The sequence below is a fragment of the Pseudomonas anguilliseptica genome, from assembly GCF_900105355.1.
In the GTDB taxonomy this organism is placed as follows: Bacteria; Pseudomonadota; Gammaproteobacteria; order Pseudomonadales; family Pseudomonadaceae; genus Aquipseudomonas; species Aquipseudomonas anguilliseptica.
The window spans coordinates 206089-223280 of the sequence record NZ_FNSC01000001.1 but is presented as its reverse complement, the minus strand read 5'-3'; the positions used below and the strand labels follow the sequence as shown (position 1 = coordinate 223280).

At 62.0% G+C, this 17192-nt stretch carries 12 protein-coding genes and 1 pseudogene; 12 read left to right on the top strand and 1 reads right to left on the bottom strand.

Features of this window, described 5'->3' with window-relative positions; translation table 11 throughout:
* Positions 1-53 precede the first annotated feature (53 nt).
* The 3 genes and pseudogenes from BLW24_RS01120 to BLW24_RS01110 all read left to right on the top strand — a co-directional run bounded on the left by BLW24_RS01120 (position 54) and on the right by BLW24_RS01110 (position 3147).
* Positions 54-560 carry a TRAP transporter small permease subunit gene (locus BLW24_RS01120; protein ID WP_090375217.1) on the top strand — a complete coding sequence of 169 codons (507 nt, stop codon included), beginning with the start codon at positions 54-56 and terminating at the stop codon, positions 558-560.
* Positions 560-1885 (top strand): annotated as a pseudogene (locus BLW24_RS01115) (TRAP transporter large permease). Before BLW24_RS01120 ends, BLW24_RS01115 begins: the two are co-directional and overlap by 1 nt.
* A gap of 209 nt (positions 1886-2094) precedes the next feature.
* Positions 2095-3147, top strand: a complete 1053-nt coding sequence (locus BLW24_RS01110) for a TRAP transporter substrate-binding protein (protein ID WP_090375215.1) — start codon at positions 2095-2097, stop codon at positions 3145-3147.
* Between the two features lie 77 nt (positions 3148-3224).
* Here BLW24_RS01110 and BLW24_RS01105 read toward each other — a convergent pair whose 3' ends face one another.
* Positions 3225-3872, bottom strand: a complete 648-nt coding sequence (locus tag BLW24_RS01105) for a substrate-binding periplasmic protein (protein WP_090375213.1) — start codon at positions 3870-3872, stop codon at positions 3225-3227.
* A 474-nt stretch (positions 3873-4346) separates the two neighbouring features.
* On the opposite strand from BLW24_RS01105, the gene BLW24_RS01100 reads away from it, so the two are divergent.
* The 9 genes from BLW24_RS01100 (at position 4347) to hrpA (ending at position 17124) form a co-directional block, all read left to right on the top strand.
* Positions 4347-5720, top strand: coding sequence for a glutamine synthetase family protein (locus tag BLW24_RS01100; RefSeq protein WP_090375604.1), 1374 nt, complete (start codon positions 4347-4349; stop codon positions 5718-5720).
* Between the two features lie 186 nt (positions 5721-5906).
* Positions 5907-7295: an aldehyde dehydrogenase family protein gene (locus BLW24_RS01095; RefSeq protein ID WP_090375601.1), complete on the top strand. Its 1389-nt coding sequence runs from the start codon at positions 5907-5909 to the stop codon at positions 7293-7295.
* 8 nt (positions 7296-7303) lie between these two features.
* Positions 7304-8473: an iron-containing alcohol dehydrogenase gene (locus BLW24_RS01090; RefSeq protein WP_090375598.1), complete on the top strand. Its 1170-nt coding sequence runs from the start codon at positions 7304-7306 to the stop codon at positions 8471-8473.
* 183 nt (positions 8474-8656) lie between these two features.
* Positions 8657-9580, top strand: a complete 924-nt coding sequence (locus BLW24_RS01085) for an ABC transporter ATP-binding protein (RefSeq protein ID WP_090375595.1) — start codon at positions 8657-8659, stop codon at positions 9578-9580.
* Complete coding sequence (locus BLW24_RS01080) at positions 9577-10311, top strand: ABC transporter permease subunit (protein WP_090375592.1); 735 nt, start codon at positions 9577-9579, stop codon at positions 10309-10311. The genes BLW24_RS01085 and BLW24_RS01080 overlap by 4 nt, the downstream gene beginning before the upstream one ends.
* 8 nt (positions 10312-10319) lie before the next feature.
* Positions 10320-12155, top strand: coding sequence for a GldG family protein (locus BLW24_RS01075; RefSeq protein ID WP_090375589.1), 1836 nt, complete (start codon positions 10320-10322; stop codon positions 12153-12155).
* 148 nt (positions 12156-12303) lie between these two features.
* A complete protein-coding gene (locus BLW24_RS01070) occupies positions 12304-12492 on the top strand; it encodes a 4-oxalocrotonate tautomerase (protein ID WP_090251538.1) in 189 nt (62 codons plus the stop codon).
* Between the two features lie 237 nt (positions 12493-12729).
* The gene (locus tag BLW24_RS01065; protein ID WP_090375586.1) at positions 12730-12939 is read left to right on the top strand and encodes a cold-shock protein; all 210 of its coding nucleotides are present in this window, start codon (positions 12730-12732) and stop codon (positions 12937-12939) included.
* 135 nt (positions 12940-13074) lie between these two features.
* Complete coding sequence (gene hrpA / locus BLW24_RS01060) at positions 13075-17124, top strand: ATP-dependent RNA helicase HrpA (RefSeq protein WP_090375583.1); 4050 nt, start codon at positions 13075-13077, stop codon at positions 17122-17124.
* Positions 17125-17192 lie beyond the last annotated feature (68 nt).

Here is a 17192-nt window from a genome sequence, read left to right as displayed (position 1 = left end):
TTGCGCCATCTTGGTCTAGGCTCTCGGAATAACAATTATTCGGCAGGTGCAGTATGCCCAAGGCCATCAGGCTGTTTGTGCACGCAGTGGAGGCGCTCAACCGCGTTGTCGGGCGCTTCGCCATGTACCTGATCTTCGCCATTCTCGGCGTGCTGCTGTACTCCTCAATCAGCAAGACCTTCTTTATGCCGGCCGCTTGGACGCTGGAGTCGGCGCAGTTTCTGATGGTCGCCTACTTCCTGCTTGGCGGCGCCTATTCCATGCAACTGGATGCCCATGTGCGCATGGACCTGTTCTACAGCCGCTGGTCGCCACGGACCCGGGCAATCATCGATGCGATCACCATCGGTTTTCTGATTTTCTACCTGGTGTTCCTGCTCTTCGGCGGTATTTCTTCAACCCAGTACGCCCTTGAGTACAGTGAAACCAGCTACTCGGCCTGGTCGCCCCCCATGGCGCCGATCAAGATCATCATGTGCATCGGCATCGCCCTGATGCTGCTGCAGGCCATTGCCACCCTGTTTAAGGACATCGCCGCCGCGCGGGGGGAACCGCTGTAATGGATTACGAGTTGATAGCCGTGCTGATGTTCTCCTCGATGATGTTGCTGCTGCTTACCGGCAAGCGGGTATTTGGCGCGATCGGTTTTGTCGCGGTGGTGGCGGCGCTGCTGTTGTGGGGCGACGGCGGTTCGGAAATGGCCTTCAGCGCGGCCATGAAATTGATGAAGTGGTACCCGCTGCTGACTCTGCCGTTGTTCGTATTTATGGGCTATATGCTCTCCGAGTCGGGGCTGGCCGAAGACCTCTACAAGATGTTCCACGTCTGGATGGGGCCGCTCAATGGTGGCCTGGCCATCGGCACCATCGGCCTGATGGTGGCGATCTCGGCGATGAATGGCCTCAGCGTGGCCGGCATGGCCATCGGTGCGAGCATTGCTTTGCCGGAGCTGTTGCGTCGTGGCTACGACAAGATCATGGTCACCGGGGTGATCCAGGCCGGCAGCTCCCTCGGTATTCTGATTCCACCCAGTGTGGTGCTGGTGCTGTACGGCATGATTGCCCGCCAGCCGGTCGGCCAGCTGTGGCTGGCAGGGGTGTTTCCCGGTCTGCTGATGGCGGGGCTGTTTATCCTCTATATCGCCGTGCGTTGCCGTTTGCAGCCAGAACTGGGGCCGGCCTTATCTGCAGAGGAGCGCGGGCAGATCAGCCGGCGCGAGAAGCTGTTGCTGCTCAAGGCTGGGGTTGCGCCGCTGTTTATCTTCTTCTGCATGACCGGCCTGTTTCTGATGGGCATCACCAGCCTGGTGGAAAGCTCGGCGGTGGGTGCAGCGGCGGCCACCCTGATGGCGTTGGTCAAGGGGCGTTTGACCCGCAGTGTGATGGAAGAAACCCTGCGCAAGACGCTCGGCATCAGCTGCATGTTTATGTGGATCATCCTCGCCGCCTTGTGCTTCGGCGCGGTGTTTGACGGCCTCGGCGCGGTCAAGGCAATCGAGGCGTTCTTTCTCTAGAGCCTTGGTCTTGGGCCCTGGCAGGTGCTGATCCTGATGCAGCTGTCGTTCATCCTCATGGGCATGTTTCTCGATGACTCCGCCATGCTGGTGATCGTCGCCCCTTTGTATATTCCGCTGGTCGGTGCTCTGGGCTTCGATCTGGTCTGGTATGGCGTGCTCTACACCATCACCTGCCAGATCGCCTATATGACCCCGCCCTTCGGCTACAACCTGTTCCTGATGCGCGCCATGGCTCCGCCGGAAGTCTCGTTGCGCGACATCTATGTGTCGGTTACCCCATTCGTGCTGATCATGGTCCTGGCGCTGGTGCTGGTCATGGTTTTCCCGCAGATCGCCCTGTGGCTGCCGCAGTGGCATTACGGCAGGTGAGCACATGAATTTCAGCTGTAGGCCAGCGCAGTCGTACCGATAAAGCCAGTGAGGATTGCCGCGGCGCAGCGCCGCTTATGCCGCACGCAATCCTCAAGGGCTTTTGAGTCATCAGGTGCAGGTTGCCCCTCTGAAAACCCTGCCAGTGCCCCGTGGGCCAGGCAGTGCGGTTGTATGCCATCTGAATCGACAAGCCTGGAGATAACAGCATGAGTACGAGACGCAGTTTTCTGAAAACCGCCGCGGTGGCCACCGGGGCAGCAGGGGCAACGGCATTGGGTTCGGCGCATATCTATGCCGCCGAGCCGAAGAAAATCGTCTGGCGCCTGCAGACCTATGCCGGTGCCGCCCTGGGCGAACATGTGATCAAACCCTCCATCGATGCCTTCAACAAGGCAGCCAATGGCGAGATGGAAATCCAGCTGTATTACGCCGACCAGCTGGTGCCCACCGGCGAGCTGTTCCGCGCCATGCAGAAGGGCACCATCGATGCCGTGCAGAGCGATGACGACTCCATTGCCGCGCCCGTGGATATCTCTGTGTTCGGCGGCTACTTCCCCTTTGCCACCCGTTACAGCCTGGACATTCCGGTGCTGTTCAACCAGTACGGGCTCAATGAAATCTGGGCCGAGGCCTATGGCGAAGTCAAAGGTGTGACCTGGCTCGGCGCTGGCGCCTGGGACCCGTGCCACTTCGCCACGGTGGAGCCGATCACCAAGCTTGAGCAGCTCAAGGGCAAGCGCATTTTCACCTTTCCTACGGCTGGCAAGTTCCTTACCCGTTTCGGCGTGATTCCGGTGACCCTGCCCTGGGAAGATGTCGAGGTGGCCATGCAGACCGGCGAGCTGGACGGCATCGCCTGGTCCGGTATTACCGAGGACTACACCGTTGGCTGGGCCAACGTGACCAAGTACTTCCTCACCAACAATATCTCCGGTGCGTGGTGCGGCTCCTACTTCGCCAACTCGGACAAATGGGCCGAAGTGCCCGAGCATCTGAAAACCCTGTTCAAACTGTGCATGGACAGCTCCAACTACTACCGCCAGCACTGGTACTGGGGCGGTGAAGCGCAGTTGCGGGTCGAGGGCGGCAAGCTGCAACTGACCTCCATCCCGGCCGAGGAGTGGGCCACGGTGGAGGCCGAGGCGCTGAAGTTCTGGGATGAAATCGCCAAAACCAGCCCGCGCTGCGCGCGCGTGGTGGAGATATTCAAGAAGTACAACGCACTCATGGCCAAGGCCGGCGCGCCCTATCGCGGCTAGCACCTGGGGTCGCTACACCTCACGCCCGCAGCGCAAGATGCGGGCGTGTTTTTTTGCGCGGCGGGCAGGCGACTCTGTCAGTGCGCGTAGCGATTCTGCAGGGCCAGGATGCGGCCATCCTGCTGCACGCGCTGTAAAGCCGCGCGCCAGCGCGCGATGTCCTGCTCAGGCATGCTGCGTGACAGGGCAATATAGCCTTCGTCGCGGCCCAGCTGCACGGCGCTTGGGCGTACCTTGTCGGCCGCGACTCCAGCCTCGCGCAGCCTCTGCGCCAGCCCTGAGTCCGCCGAGGCAGCCAGCGCGATCCGGCCTGCTGCGAGCATGCCGAAGCAGGTGCTGTAAGCGTTGTTGCGCTTTAGCTGCGAGAACCCCATTGCCGTCAGACGTTCATCATGGGAGCTGCCGTTGAGCACGCACACCGGCAGGTTCTTGGCATCCTCCAGCCTGTGGATACCGGTGGGCCGTTGGCTGTTCTCGTAGAACCAGTCGGTCTCTTCCCAGATGGGCCCGACCCAGTGCGCCAGCGGCAGGCGCTCCGGAGTTTTGCCAAGGTTGAAGAGCACCACATCGTCACGTTGTTGCAGTTGCGCCAGACCACGCGCCAAGGGCACTTCCTGGATTGGCAGCGGCTCGGCCATATCGGCCAGCAGCTCGCGCACCAGCTCCAGAAAGAACGCCCGCTTGCCGGCATGTTCGCGTCCGCGTAACTGGCCGTCGATCAGCACGGCTTGGCTATCCAGGCTGTGGGTATAGATCAGCCAGTCACGCGCCAGGCAGGTTGTAGGTGCAAGCCAGGCAGTCAGTGCCAGTGCCAGGCGGCGGTAATTACTGCGCGATGCCGAGTCTGGCCGGGCGCTGGCAGGGTGCGGGGCATCGGGTTCAAACAGTCTCCGGTATGGCTTCTGGCGGCCACTTGGCGCATGCAGTCAGGTGTTCGACTGGTGATGATCTGTGCTTTTACAGCAGAGCAGTACCTGCCGTCACCTGTGATGCAACGCTTGCCGCTTGTTTTGCTTAATTGCCCAGCCAACTTGGCAAACCTGTACCACACTGATGAAGCTTTTTGCCGGGTGTTCTAACAGGCGTGGGTAGTGTCAGGGCGCGTTGTGTGGTGATTGTGGGGATGCGCTTGAGACGCTGTTGTTGCCTGCAGGATTGACACCGGAAGTCAGCCATAACAACAAGAGACAGGTGCATTTATGCTCAATCCGCGAGACGTGAAAACCGTTCAGGATGCCAAGCGCATTGTCGAAGAACGCGGCCTTAGCCATATCAAGGTCGGGGTGTTCGATAACGATGGGGTGATGCGTGGCAAATACCTCAGCCGCAGCAAGTTCTTCTCTGCTCTCGACAGCGGCTTTGCCTTCTGCGATGTGGTGCTCGGCTGGGACGTGAAGGACCAGCTCTACGACAACGCTCAGTACACCGGTTGGCACACCGGTTACCCCGATGCCCCGGTGCGCGTGCTGCCACATACCTGCCGCGATTTACCCTTTGAAAACGGCATGCTGCTGTTTATCTGCGAGTTTGCCGAGGCGGCCGAGAAGGTCTGCCCGCGCGGCACCCTGCGCCGGGTGGTCGAGCGCAGCAAGGCTATGGGCTTTGATGCGTTCGCGGCGCTGGAATACGAATTCTTTATGTTCGATGAAACCCCGGAGTCGGCCCGCGAGAAAGGCTTTCGCAACCTCAAGCCCTTCACCCCGGATTGGTTCGGCTACTCGATGATTCGCAACTCGGTACACGCCGAGCTGTACCACGAGATCCTCGAAATGGCCGAGCGCATGGACTTTCCCATCGAAGGCCTGCACACCGAAACCGGCCCCGGCGTGCTTGAGGCGGCGATTGCCTATGACCGCGCCGAAGCCGCCGCCGACAAGGGCGCGCTGTTCAAGACCTTTATGAAGGTATTGGCCCAGCGCAACGGCCTGATGGCCACCTTTATGGCCAAGTGGTCGGGCAAATATCCGGGGCAGAGTGGGCATATCCATGTGTCCCTGCGCGATCTCGCCAGCGGCAAGTCGGCGTTCTATGACCCGAGCCAGGCGCACAATATGAGCAAGATTCAGCGCCACTTCCTTGCCGGTCAGCAGCGCCTGATGCCGGAATTCCTGTGCATGGTGGCGCCAACGCTGAACAGCTATCGGCGGCTGATCCCAGGGTTCTGGGCGCCTACCGATGCCACCTGGGGCGTGGAAAACCGCACCGCTGCGCTGCGGGTCATTCCCGGCAGTGACAAGTCCCAGCGTCAGGAATATCGCCTCGGCGCCGCCGACGGCAATCCGTTTCTGGCCCTCTCGGTGGCGCTTGGCTCTGGCCTGTACGGGGTGATGCAGCAGTGGGAGCCGACCGAGCCGGTGGTGGGTAACGCCTACGCCATGAAGCACCCGGAAGAGCTGGCCCTGCCGCGTACCCTGTGGGATGCGGCGCAACGGCTGAAGGCTTCGACGGCAGCGCGGGAGCTGTTTGGCGACGAGTTTGTCGAGCACTTTGCCGCCAGCCGCGAGTGGGAAGAGCGCGAATACCGCCGGCATGTCAGCGACTGGGAACTGGATCGCTACTTCGAAATTATCTGATGCCCTGCTTTGCCGCAGGTGCCAATAGACACAGGGGCTAGAGGCGCTGGGTAGGGTGGATGACGCTGTTTTCATCCACCAGCGTATAGGTGGATGGGTAAAGCGCCATCCACCCTACGAGGTCCAGGCCTGTAGATATACAGCAGACCTACCTGTTGTTCGCGACAGGATTTTAAGGTGCAAGCAATGAGCAAACTGCAATGCATTTCCCCCATCGATGGCTCGGTGTATGTCGAGCGCCATCTGGCTTCCAACCCTGAAATTCAGGCGGCTTTGGCCAAGGCCGAGTTGACGCAGCAGGCCTGGAAGACCACTCCGCTGGCTGAGCGCATCGCCATCGGTCGCAAGGCGATTGCTGCCTTCGCCGCCAAGGAAACTCAGCTGGCTGAAGAGCTGTGCTGGATGATGGGTCGGCCGATCCGCTATGCCGCAGGTGAGGTGCGCGGCTTTGTCGAGCGTGCCAGCTATATGGCCGATATTGCCGAGCAGGCGCTGGCGGATATCCAGGTGCCGGAAAAGCCCGGGTTTATTCGCTTTATCCGCCGTGAACCGCTGGGCGTGGCGCTGGTGATCGCGCCGTGGAACTACCCCTACCTGACGGCGGTGAACGCGGTGATGCCGGCGCTGCTTGCCGGCAATGCGGTGTTGCTCAAGCATTCGGCGCAAACCCCACTGTGCGCCGAACGCATGGTCGAAGCTTTCAGCGAAGCTGGCCTGCCGGACGGAGTATTCCAATACCTGCACCTGAGTCACGGTGAAACCGAGGCGCTGATCCAGGCGCCAACCATCGCCCACGTCGCCTTCACCGGTTCAGTGCCCGGCGGCACCATGGTTGAGCGGGTGGCGGTGGGACGCTTTCTCAGCATCGGCCTGGAACTGGGCGGCAAGGACCCGGCCTATGTGCGCGCCGACGCCGATCTGGCCCACGCGGTGGAAACCACAATAGACGGCGCGTTCTTCAACTCCGGGCAATCCTGCTGCGGCATCGAACGCATCTATGTACACGAGTCGCTGTATGAGGCCTTCGTCGAGCAGGCGGTGGCGCTGGTCAAGCAGTACAAACTCGGCCGCTCCGATGACCCGGACACCACGTTAGGCCCATTGGTACGCGCCGAAGCGGCGGATTTCGTCCGTGGGCAGATCCACGATGCCATCGCGCAGGGTGCCACCGCGCACTTGGTACCCGCCGACTTTGCCATGGACCATCCCGGCTCGCAGTACCTCGCGCCGCAGGTGCTGACCAATGTGCACCACGGCATGCGCGTGATGACCGAGGAATCCTTCGGCCCGGTGGTGGGCATCCAGAAGGTCAAGGATGACGAAGAAGCCCTGACGCTGATGAACGACAGCGAATTCGGTCTGACGGCTGCCATCTTCAGCCGTGACGTGGATGCCGCCATGGCCCTGGCCGAGCGGGTAGAGGCGGGCACGGTGTTTCTCAACCGCTGCGACTATCTCGACCCGGCGCTGGCCTGGACCGGGGTGAAGAACTCCGGACGCGGCTGCACCCTGTCCAGCGTTGGCTTCGAGCACGTCACCCGGCCGAAATCCTTCCATTTCAAGACCCAGCTGTGAGGCGCGCCATGGACCTGAATCATTACCGCATGAACTGGAATTACCCGACCTCGGTGCGCGTCGGCGTGGGCCGCATCAGCGAGCTGGCGGCGGCCTGCCGGCAACTGGGCATGAGCGCGCCGCTGCTGGTCACCGACCCTGGCCTGGCCGCCTTGCCGATGATCGACCGGGCGCTGTTGCACTGCCGCGACGACGGCCTCAAGGCCGGGCTGTTCCATGGCATCAAGGGCAACCCCACCGGGCAGAACGTGATGGATGGGGTGGCCGCGTTCAAGGCAGGTGGGCATGACGGGGTGATCGCCTTTGGCGGCGGTTCGGCGCTGGATGCCGGCAAGGCCATCGCCCTGATGGTGGGGCAGGACCGGCCGTTGTGGGATTTCGAAGACATCGGCGACAACTGTAACCGCGTCAATGTCGCCGGTATGGCCCCGGTGGTGGCGGTGCCGACTACTGCTGGCACTGGTTCGGAAGTCGGCCGCGCCTCGGTGATCACCGATGATACTGCGCATATAAAACGCATCATCTTCCACGCGCGCATGTTGCCGGCGCTGGTGATTCTCGACCCGGAACTGACCCTCGGTCTGCCGGCCAAGATCACCGCGGCCACCGGTATGGATGCGCTGTCGCATAACCTGGAGGCGTTCTGCTCACCGCTGTTCCACCCCATGGCCGAAGGCATCGCCCTGGAAGGCATGCGCCTGGTGCAGCACTACCTGCCGCGCGCGGTGGCGCAGGGCAGTGATGTCGAAGCGCGTTTGCAGATGCTGGTGGCCTCCAGCATGGGTGCCACCGCATTCCAGCGCGGCCTGGGTGCCATGCATGCTCTGGCCCATCCGCTCGGCGCGCTGTACGACGCTCACCACGGCCTGCTCAACGCGGTGCTGATGCCTTACGTGCTGGTGGCCAACCGTGAGCGCATCGAGCCGCAGATGGAGAAAATGGCGCGTTACCTGAACCTGGGCAAACCCGGTTTCAGCGGTGTGCTGGAGTGGGTGATGGCGCTGCGTGAGCAGGTCGGTATACCGCATAGCCTTGGCGAGATTGGCATTGATGACACGCGTATCGAGCAGGTCGGGCAGATGGCTGAGGTTGACCCGTCGGCCGGCACCAACCCGATTGCCTTTACCGCTGCGCAATACAGTCAGCTTTTTGAAAAAGCCCTGCGTGGCACCCTCTAATCTCTGGCTTTACCAGCGCTGCTCGCGTGGGCGAGCGGCGCTGTAGCGAACAGATACATGACTCCTGGGTTCTTGGCTTGCGCTGCCTGCGGGTGACTCCTTATATTCCCCCGGCATTTAAGCGCGCCCGGCTTGCGCCTGCCCGGCTGCAAGCAGGGCCTGTTACCGCAACGGTGAGAGGCCATGATCGAAATAAAAAACCTAACCAAGCGTTTTGCGCAGCACACGGCTGTCGACGACCTGTCCTTCAGTGTTCAGCCCGGTGAAGTGCTGGGCTTTCTCGGCCCCAACGGCGCCGGCAAATCCACCACCATGAAGATGTTGACCGGCTTTCTTGCGCCGACATCCGGCAGTGCCAGTATTCTCGGTTTCGATATTCAGAAAGACACCCTCAAGGCTCAGCAGCAGATTGGTTATCTGCCTGAAGGTGCGCCGTGCTACGGCGATATGACCGTGCGCAGCTTCCTCGAATTTATTGCCGAGGTGCGCGGTTTCAAGGGCGCCGAGAAACGTGAACGGGTGGCCAAGGCGGTGGCTCAGGTTGAGCTGGAAGCCGTACTTGAGCAGTCGATTGAGACCCTGTCGAAAGGCTTTAAGCGCCGCGTGGGCCTGGCCCAGGCGATTCTGCATGACCCCAAGGTGCTGATTCTCGACGAACCCACCGATGGCCTCGACCCGAATCAGAAGCACCAGGTGCGCAAACTGATTCAGAGCCTGGCGCACGACAAGATCGTGATCATCTCCACCCACATCCTCGAAGAAGTCTCCGCTGTGTGCACCCGCGCCGTGGTGATCGCCCATGGCAAGCTGCTGGCCGATGGCACGCCGCTGGAGCTGGAAAGCCGCTCGCGCTATCACCAGGCCGTCACCCTGGTGGCTGCCGAGCCGCTGGATCGGGCCGCACTGGCTGCGCTGCCGGGCGTGGCCGGGGTGGAAGAAAATTCCCTAGAAAACAGCCTGAGCATCCTCGCCAAACCGGGGGAGGTGATCTTCCCGCAGGTCAATGCGCTGATCGCCGAGCGCGGTTGGCAGGTCAAGGAATTGAATGTTGAACGCGGGCGGCTGGACGAAGTGTTCCGCAGCCTGACCCGTGGGGAGGTGGTATGAGTCAGTTGTCGGTGGTCTTCAAGCGTGAGCTGGCGAGCTACTTCGCCACGCCGCTGGCCTACGTGTTTATCCTGATCTTTCTGGTGCTGTCCGGGGTGTTCACCTTCTACCTCGGTGGTTTCTTCGAGAGCGGCCAGGCGAATCTCGCGCCGTTCTTCAATTTCCACCCTTGGCTGTACCTGTTTCTGGTGCCGGCGATTGCCATGCGTCTGTGGGCCGAGGAGCGCAAGAGCGGCACGATCGAATTGCTGATGACCCTGCCGATCACCCGTTTCGACGCGGTCACCGGCAAGTTCCTCGCCGCCTGGGTGTTTGCCGGTTTGGCGCTGCTGCTGACCTTCCCGATGATCATCACCGTCAATTACCTCGGAGAACCGGACAACGGCGCAATCATCACCGGCTATATCGGCAGCTGGCTGCTGGCGGGTGCTTATCTGGCGATTGGCTCGTGCATGTCGGCACTGGCGAAGAACCAGGTGATCGCCTTTATCCTGGCGGTCAGCGTGTGCTTCCTATTTGTCGTCAGCGGCTTTCCCATGGTGCTCGACGGCTTCAGTGGCTGGGCGCCGCAGTGGCTGGTGGATGCCGTGGCTTCGCTAAGCTTCCTGACCCGTTTCGATGCGATCAGCAAGGGCGTGATCGACCTGCGCGACCTGCTGTATTTCCTCACCCTGATTGCGGCCTGGTTGGCGGCGACTGCGGTGGTAATCGACCTGAAGAAAGCTGACTGAGGATGCCCATGAAAAAGCTGATGGTTTCCAGCGCCGGGCTCGTACTTATTGCCCTGGCGTTTCTCGCCTTCAACCTGTTTTCCAGCGTCAGCCTTAGCGGTGTGCGTCTGGATCTGACCGAGCAGAAGCTCTACACCCTCTCCAGCGGCACCGAGCAGATTCTCGCCGAGCTGGATGAGCCGGTGGAGCTGAATTTCTTCTACTCCGACACCGCCACCAAGGACCTGCCAGCGCTGCGCACTTACGCCAAGCGCGTTGAGGAAATGCTCAAGGCGTACCAGCGTGAGGCGGATGGCAAACTCAAAATGACGATCATCGACCCGGCGCCGTTCTCCGAGGACGAAGACAAGGCCGCCGAGTTCGGTCTGCAGGGCATTCCGCTGCAGCAGGGCGGCGACTCGATCTACTTCGGCCTGGCCGGCAAGAATGCCGAAGGCCAGACCCAGGTGATTCCGTTCTTTGCCCTCGATCAGGAAGAGTTCCTCGAATACGAGCTCAGCCGCCTGGTGCAGAGCCTGGCCAAGCCCGAGCGGCCGGTGGTCGGCGTGTTGTCTGGCTTGCAGGTCAACGGCGGTTTCGACATGGCCGCACGCCAGCCGACACCGGCCTGGATGCTGATCGAGGAAACCCGTCAGCTGTTCCAGATCGAAAGCCTCAAGCGCGACGTCGACCTGATCCCGGAAAAGGTTTCGGTGCTGCTGCTGATTCATCCCAAGCAGCTGCCCGAGCAGACCCTGTATGCGATTGACCAGTTCGTCCTGCGCGGCGGCAAGCTGCTGACCTTCGTCGACCCGTTCAGCGAGGCCGATACCCAGGCCGAAATGCCCGGTGAGATGGTCATCGACAAAGCCTCTGATCTGCCAGCGCTGTTCAAGGCCTGGGGCCTGCGCATGGTGCCGGACCAGGTGCTGGGCGACGGCTCTTACGCCATGTCGGTGAGCATGGGCCAGGGCCAGCGCCCGGTGCGTCACGCCGCATGGCTGAGCCTGCCGAAGAACGCCCTGGACAAGGACGACATCAGCACCGCTTCGCTGGAAACCATCACGGTGGCCACCGCCGGCATGCTGGAGCCGCTGGACGGCGCGAAAACCCAGTTCATTCCGCTGGTGCGCAGCTCGCAGTACGCCATGCCGTTTGATGCCAAACGCTTCGGTATGCTGGCCAACCCGGAAGAGCTGATCCGCGAACTCAAGCCTACCGGCGAGCGTTATACCCTGGCCGCGCGCATCAGCGGCCCGGCGCAAACGGCTTTCCCTGAGGGGATCGAAGGGCAGAAGGATGGTCTGAAACAGGCTGACAACATCAATGTGATCGTCGTCGCCGACACCGACATGCTCACCGACCGCATGTGGGTGCAGGTGCAGGACTTCTTCGGCCAGCGCATTCCGCAGCCCTGGGCGGACAACGCCGGTTTTGCGATCAACGCATTGGACAATCTGGCCGGCTCAGAAGCGCTGATCAGTGTGCGTTCGCGCGGGCGCTTCACCCGTCCGTTCGAGGTGGTGGACGCTATTCAGCGTGAGGCCGAGGTCAAGTTCCGCGAGAAGGAACAGGCCCTGCAAACTCAGCTGGCCGATACCGAGCAGAAGCTCGCGGCCCTGCAGCAGAGCGATGATCCCAGCAAAGCCCTGGAGCTGACCCCGGAGCAGCAGGCCGCGGTGCAGCAGTTTGTGCAGCAGAAGCTGGCGATTCGCAAGGAGCTGCGCGACGTGCGATACCAGCTGAATGCCGATATCGAGGCGCTGGGCAGCACGCTCAAGTTCCTCAATATCGCCTTGGTGCCGCTGCTGCTGACCCTCGGCGTGCTGGCGCTGTGGTTGTGGCGCCGGCGCAAGCACGGCTGATCTCGCCTGTACCTGCAAAGGGCCGCTTGATGCGGTCCTTTGTGTTTCTGTCCTGCCGGTCAGATAATGCCCCTCGCGCCAATGCGCCAAGCGGATCGCCGTGACCGATCTAACCAGTCCTGTTGCACCTGTTATGAGGATTAATTAGATGCCTACCCTCCTGGTCAAAATATTCGAAGGCCGTAGCGATGAGATCAAACGCGAGTACGCCAAGGCCCTGACCGACGCGTCGACCAAGGTGCTTGGCTGCGATGCCAGCGCGGTGGATGTGATCTTCGAAGAAGTGAAAAAAGGTGACTGGGCCACCGGTGGTGTGATGTGGTCTGAACGCGACTAGCCGGCTTTTACCTCGGCTCTTGGTGATGGGTTACGCCGCTGCGCGGCTGGCCCATCCTGCGCCAGTTTTTCCACCTTATGAATATCGCTGCATAGCTTGTCCTGTATGGCCTGCAGCCTTTCTGTAAAAAGTGCTTTTCAGTCATAATCGCTGTTTTATACTCGGCCTTCGGTGATGGCCGGGCACTCGCCTGCAGGCTGCGCCAAACAATAAAATTGCACGCTGGAGATACAGGTAATGGCTGAGCGCGAGACAGGCACCGTCAAGTGGTTCAATGATTCCAAGGGTTATGGCTTTATTCAGCGCGAGAGTGGCGCGGACGTGTTCGTGCATTTCCGTGCGATCCGTGGCGAAGGCCATCGCACCCTGCTCGAAGGGCAGAAGGTCGAATTCGCCGTGACCCAGGGGCAGAAGGGCTTGCAGGCTGACGACGTGTCAGCCCTCTAAAGTCCATGTCATCTCAAAAAGCCCATCGTCGATGGGCTTTTTGCTTTCTGCCCTTCGGTCGTTTTTTCCTAGGCAAAAATGCGACAATCGCCGCCTTCCTGCTCTTCCCCTTGACCCCACCCCCGCGATTACCTGATGACCGACGCCACGCCCGCCGTTGACCAACTGCTGAAAAACCTCGATCAGACCCTGCTGGGCGACCGTCATCGCCTGCGCCGCCAGTTGCATGAGCTGCGTAAGCAGACGCCGGTGGACGAAGCCAAGCTGGCGCAGTGGCTGCAGCGCTTCGAGGCATCGCGTGCCAAGGTTGAGGCGCGCCGGCGTAGCGTGCCGATGATGCGTTACGACGATGCGCTGCCGATTGCCGCCAAGCGCGACGAGTTCAAGGCCGCCATCGCCAAGCACCAGGTGGTGGTGATCGCCGGCGAAACCGGTTCGGGAAAGACCACTCAGCTGCCGAAAATCTGCCTGGAACTGGGCCGCGGCGTGCACGGGTTGATCGGCCACACCCAGCCGCGTCGGTTGGCGGCACGCAGTGTGGCGACACGGGTGGCGGAGGAAATCGGCACCCCGCTGGGCGAACTGGTCGGCTATCAGGTGCGTTTCGAGGACCAGAGCAACGAGCGAAGTCTGATCAAGCTGATGACCGATGGCATCCTGCTGGCGGAAACCCAGCACGACCGCTATCTGGAAAAGTACGACACCATCATCGTCGACGAAGCCCACGAACGCAGCCTGAACATCGACTTCCTGCTGGGCTTTCTGAAAACCCTGCTGGTGCGTCGCCCTGACCTGAAACTGATCATCACCTCGGCGACCATCGACCTGCAGCGCTTCTCCGAGCACTTCGGAGGTGCGCCGATTGTTGAAGTGTCCGGGCGCACCTTTCCGGTGGAGACCTGGTACCGGCCGCTGGCCGCCGAGCAGGACGAAGACGGTAATCGGGTCGAAGAGGACCTGTCGGTCGATCAGGCGATTCTCGCTGCCCTGGATGAGGTCAGCGCCTTCGAGAAAGCCGAAGGCAAGCGCCCTGGCGACATTCTGGTGTTCCTGCCCGGTGAGCGCGAAATCCGCGATGCCGCCGAGGTCTTGCGCAAGGCCAACCTGCGCCTGACCGAAGTGCTGCCGCTGTATGCGCGGCTGACACCGGCCGAGCAGCAGAAGATTTTCGCTCCCATGGGCGCGCGCAAAATAGTGCTCGCCACCAACGTTGCTGAGACCTCGCTGACCGTGCCGGGCATCCGCTATGTGATCGACTCGGGTACGGCGCGCATCAGCCGCTACAGCTACCGCGCCAAGGTGCAGCGCTTGCCGATTGAGGCCATCAGCCAGGCCAGCGCCAACCAGCGCAAGGGCCGCTGCGGACGGGTCGAGCCGGGCATCTGCATTCGCCTGTACAGCGAGGAAGATTTCAACGGCCGCCCGGCCTTTACCGATCCGGAAATCCTGCGTACCAACCTGGCGGCGGTGATTTTGCAGATGCTCCATCTGCGCCTCGGCGAAATTGATGCCTTCCCTTTTATCGAGCCGCCGGACGGCAAGGCCATCAGCGATGGCTTTAACCTGCTGCAGGAGCTCTCGGCGGTCAGCCGCGAAGGGCAACTGACGCCGTTGGGCCGCCAGTTGGCGCGCCTGCCGGTGGACCCGCGCCTGGGCCGCATGGTGCTCGAAGGCGCCAAACAGGGCAGCCTTGAGGAAATCCTGATTATCGCCAGCGCCTTGTCGGTGCAGGATGTGCGCGAGCGTCCGTCCGACCGCCAGCAGGCCGCTGATCAGGCCCATGCGCAGTGGAAGGATGTGGATTCCGACTTCGCCGCGCTGATCAACCTGTGGCGCGGCTTTGAAGAACAGCGCCAGGCCCTCGGTTCCAGCGCGCTGCGCAGTTGGTGCCGGAAGAATTTCCTCAACTACTTACGCCTGCGCGAATGGCGCGACGCGCACCGTCAGCTGGTGCTGATTACCCGTGATTTGCAGCTTGGCAAACCGGCGAGTGATGCAGGTAAGAACGATCCGCGCGCTAGAGAGCAGGTTGCCACTGCCCAGGATCGCCGGAATGCCGGATCACAACTATCAGCCGCGCAGAAAGAAAAAGAACTGGCCGAAAAAGACCAGGCCGCCCAGCGCGCCAAAGGCTACGCCGCTGTGCACAAGGCGATTCTGGCCGGTCTGCTTAGCCAGATCGGCCAGAAAACCGAAGACGGCGACTACCTCGGCGCCCGTCAGCGGCGCTTCTGGGTGCATCCGTCCTCGGTGATCGGCCGCAAGAAGCCCAGCTGGCTGATGACCGCCGAACTGGTGGAAACCACCAAGCTGTTTGCGCGCATGGTGGCGAAAATCGAGCCGGACTGGATCGAGCCGCTGGCCGGCCACCTGATCAAGAAAAACCACCTTGAACCGCACTGGGAGAAGAAGCGTGGCCAGGTCGTGGCCTATGAACAGATCAGCCTCTACGGCCTGATCGTGGTCGGCCGCCGTGCGGTGCATTTTGGTCCGATTGATTCTGTAGCCTCGCGCGAGCTGTTTATCCGCGAGGGTCTGGTGGGGGGCGAGATCAACTCGCGCGCCAAGTGCCTGATGGCCAACCGTCAGCTGCTGGAAAAACTCGACGAGCTGGAAGCCAAGGCCCGTCGTCGCGACATTCTCGCCGACGAGGAAACCCTGTTCGCCTACTACGAGGCGCGCTTGCCGGCGAACATCTACCAGAGCGCCACCTTCGACAGCTGGTACAAGACGGAAAGTGCGAAGAACTCGCAGCTGCTGATCATGCGCGAAGAGGATGTGCTCGCCCGTGATGCCAAGGAAGTCACCGCCGCCCAGTACCCGGATACCCTGCGCCTGGGCGAACTGACCCTGCCACTCTCGTATCACTTCGAGCCCAATCACCCGCGTGACGGCGTCACCCTGCGCGTACCCGCGCCGCTGTTGCCGCAACTGCCGCCAGAACGCCTGGAGTGGTTGGTGCCGGGGCTGCTGGAGGCCAAATGCATGGCCCTGGTGCGCGGCCTGCCCAAGGCGCTGCGCAAGAACTTTGTACCGGTGCCGGACTTTGTCGGCGCGGCGCTGAGCAAGATCAGCTTTGCCGACGGCAGCCTGCCCGAAGCCCTGGGCCGCGAGCTGACGCGCATGACTGGCACGCGGGTCAGCGACGAGGCGTGGGCGGAGTCCGCTGCACAGCTTGAAGGCCATTTGCGCATGAATATCGAAGTGGTCGACAACCAGGGCAAACCCCTGGGCGAAGGCCGCGACCTGGCCGAGCTGACCGCGCGTTTCAGCGAAGCGACCCAGGCCGGCCTGGCCCTGCCGAAAACCGCCAAGAGCCAGCAGCCGGTCGAGGCCAAGGCCTTTAGTGAAGTGGCGGCGAAGACTCAGCAGCAGGTCGCTGGCCTGTCCATGACCGTCTACCCGGCGCTGGTGGAGGAGGCGGGTGTGGTCAAGGAAGGGCGCTTCCCGACCCTGGCCGAAGCCGAGTTTCAACATCGCCGTGCCCTGCAGCGCTTGCTGTTGCAGCAGTTGAGTGAGCAGGCCAAGTTTCTGCGCGGCAAACTGCCCGGGCTGACCGAACTGGCGCTGCTGTACCGCGACATGGGGCGGGTCGATGCCCTGGTCGAGGATATTCTGCTGGCCAGCCTCGACAGCTGCATCCTCGACGGCAGCGAGCCCTTGCCGCGCGACGGTGCTGGTCTGGCGGCCCTGGCCGAGCGCAAGCGCGGCGACTGGACTGGCGAAGCCGAACGCCTGGCCAAACTGACCCTGGAGATTCTCAAACTGTGGCACGGCTTGCAGAAACGCTTCAAGGGCAAGATCGACCTGGCCCAGGCCATGGCGCTGAACGACATCAAGCTGCAGCTGAGCAACCTGGTCTATCCCGGTTTTATCCGCGAAACCCCGGCGCAGTGGCTCAAGGAGGTGCCGCGCTACCTCAAGGCCATTGAGCAGCGCCTGGACAAGATTGCCGGCCAGGTGCAACGCGACCGCGTGTGGAGCGGCGAGCTGGCGGGCTACTGGGAGCAGTACCAGGCACGCCTGGGCAAACACGGCCAGGAAGGCAAACGCGACCCGCAGCTGGTGCTGTACCGCTGGCTGCTGGAGGAGTACCGCGTGTCGCTGTTTGCCCAGCAGCTGGGCACCAAGCTGCCGGTGTCGGATAAGCGCCTGAGCAAGCAGTGGAGTGCGGTGGAGGCATAGGCCCGGCACCCTCGCGCAGGCGTAGCATGGCTTGAGCGCAGCGATAGCCATGCCGGCAGCGGCCGGTA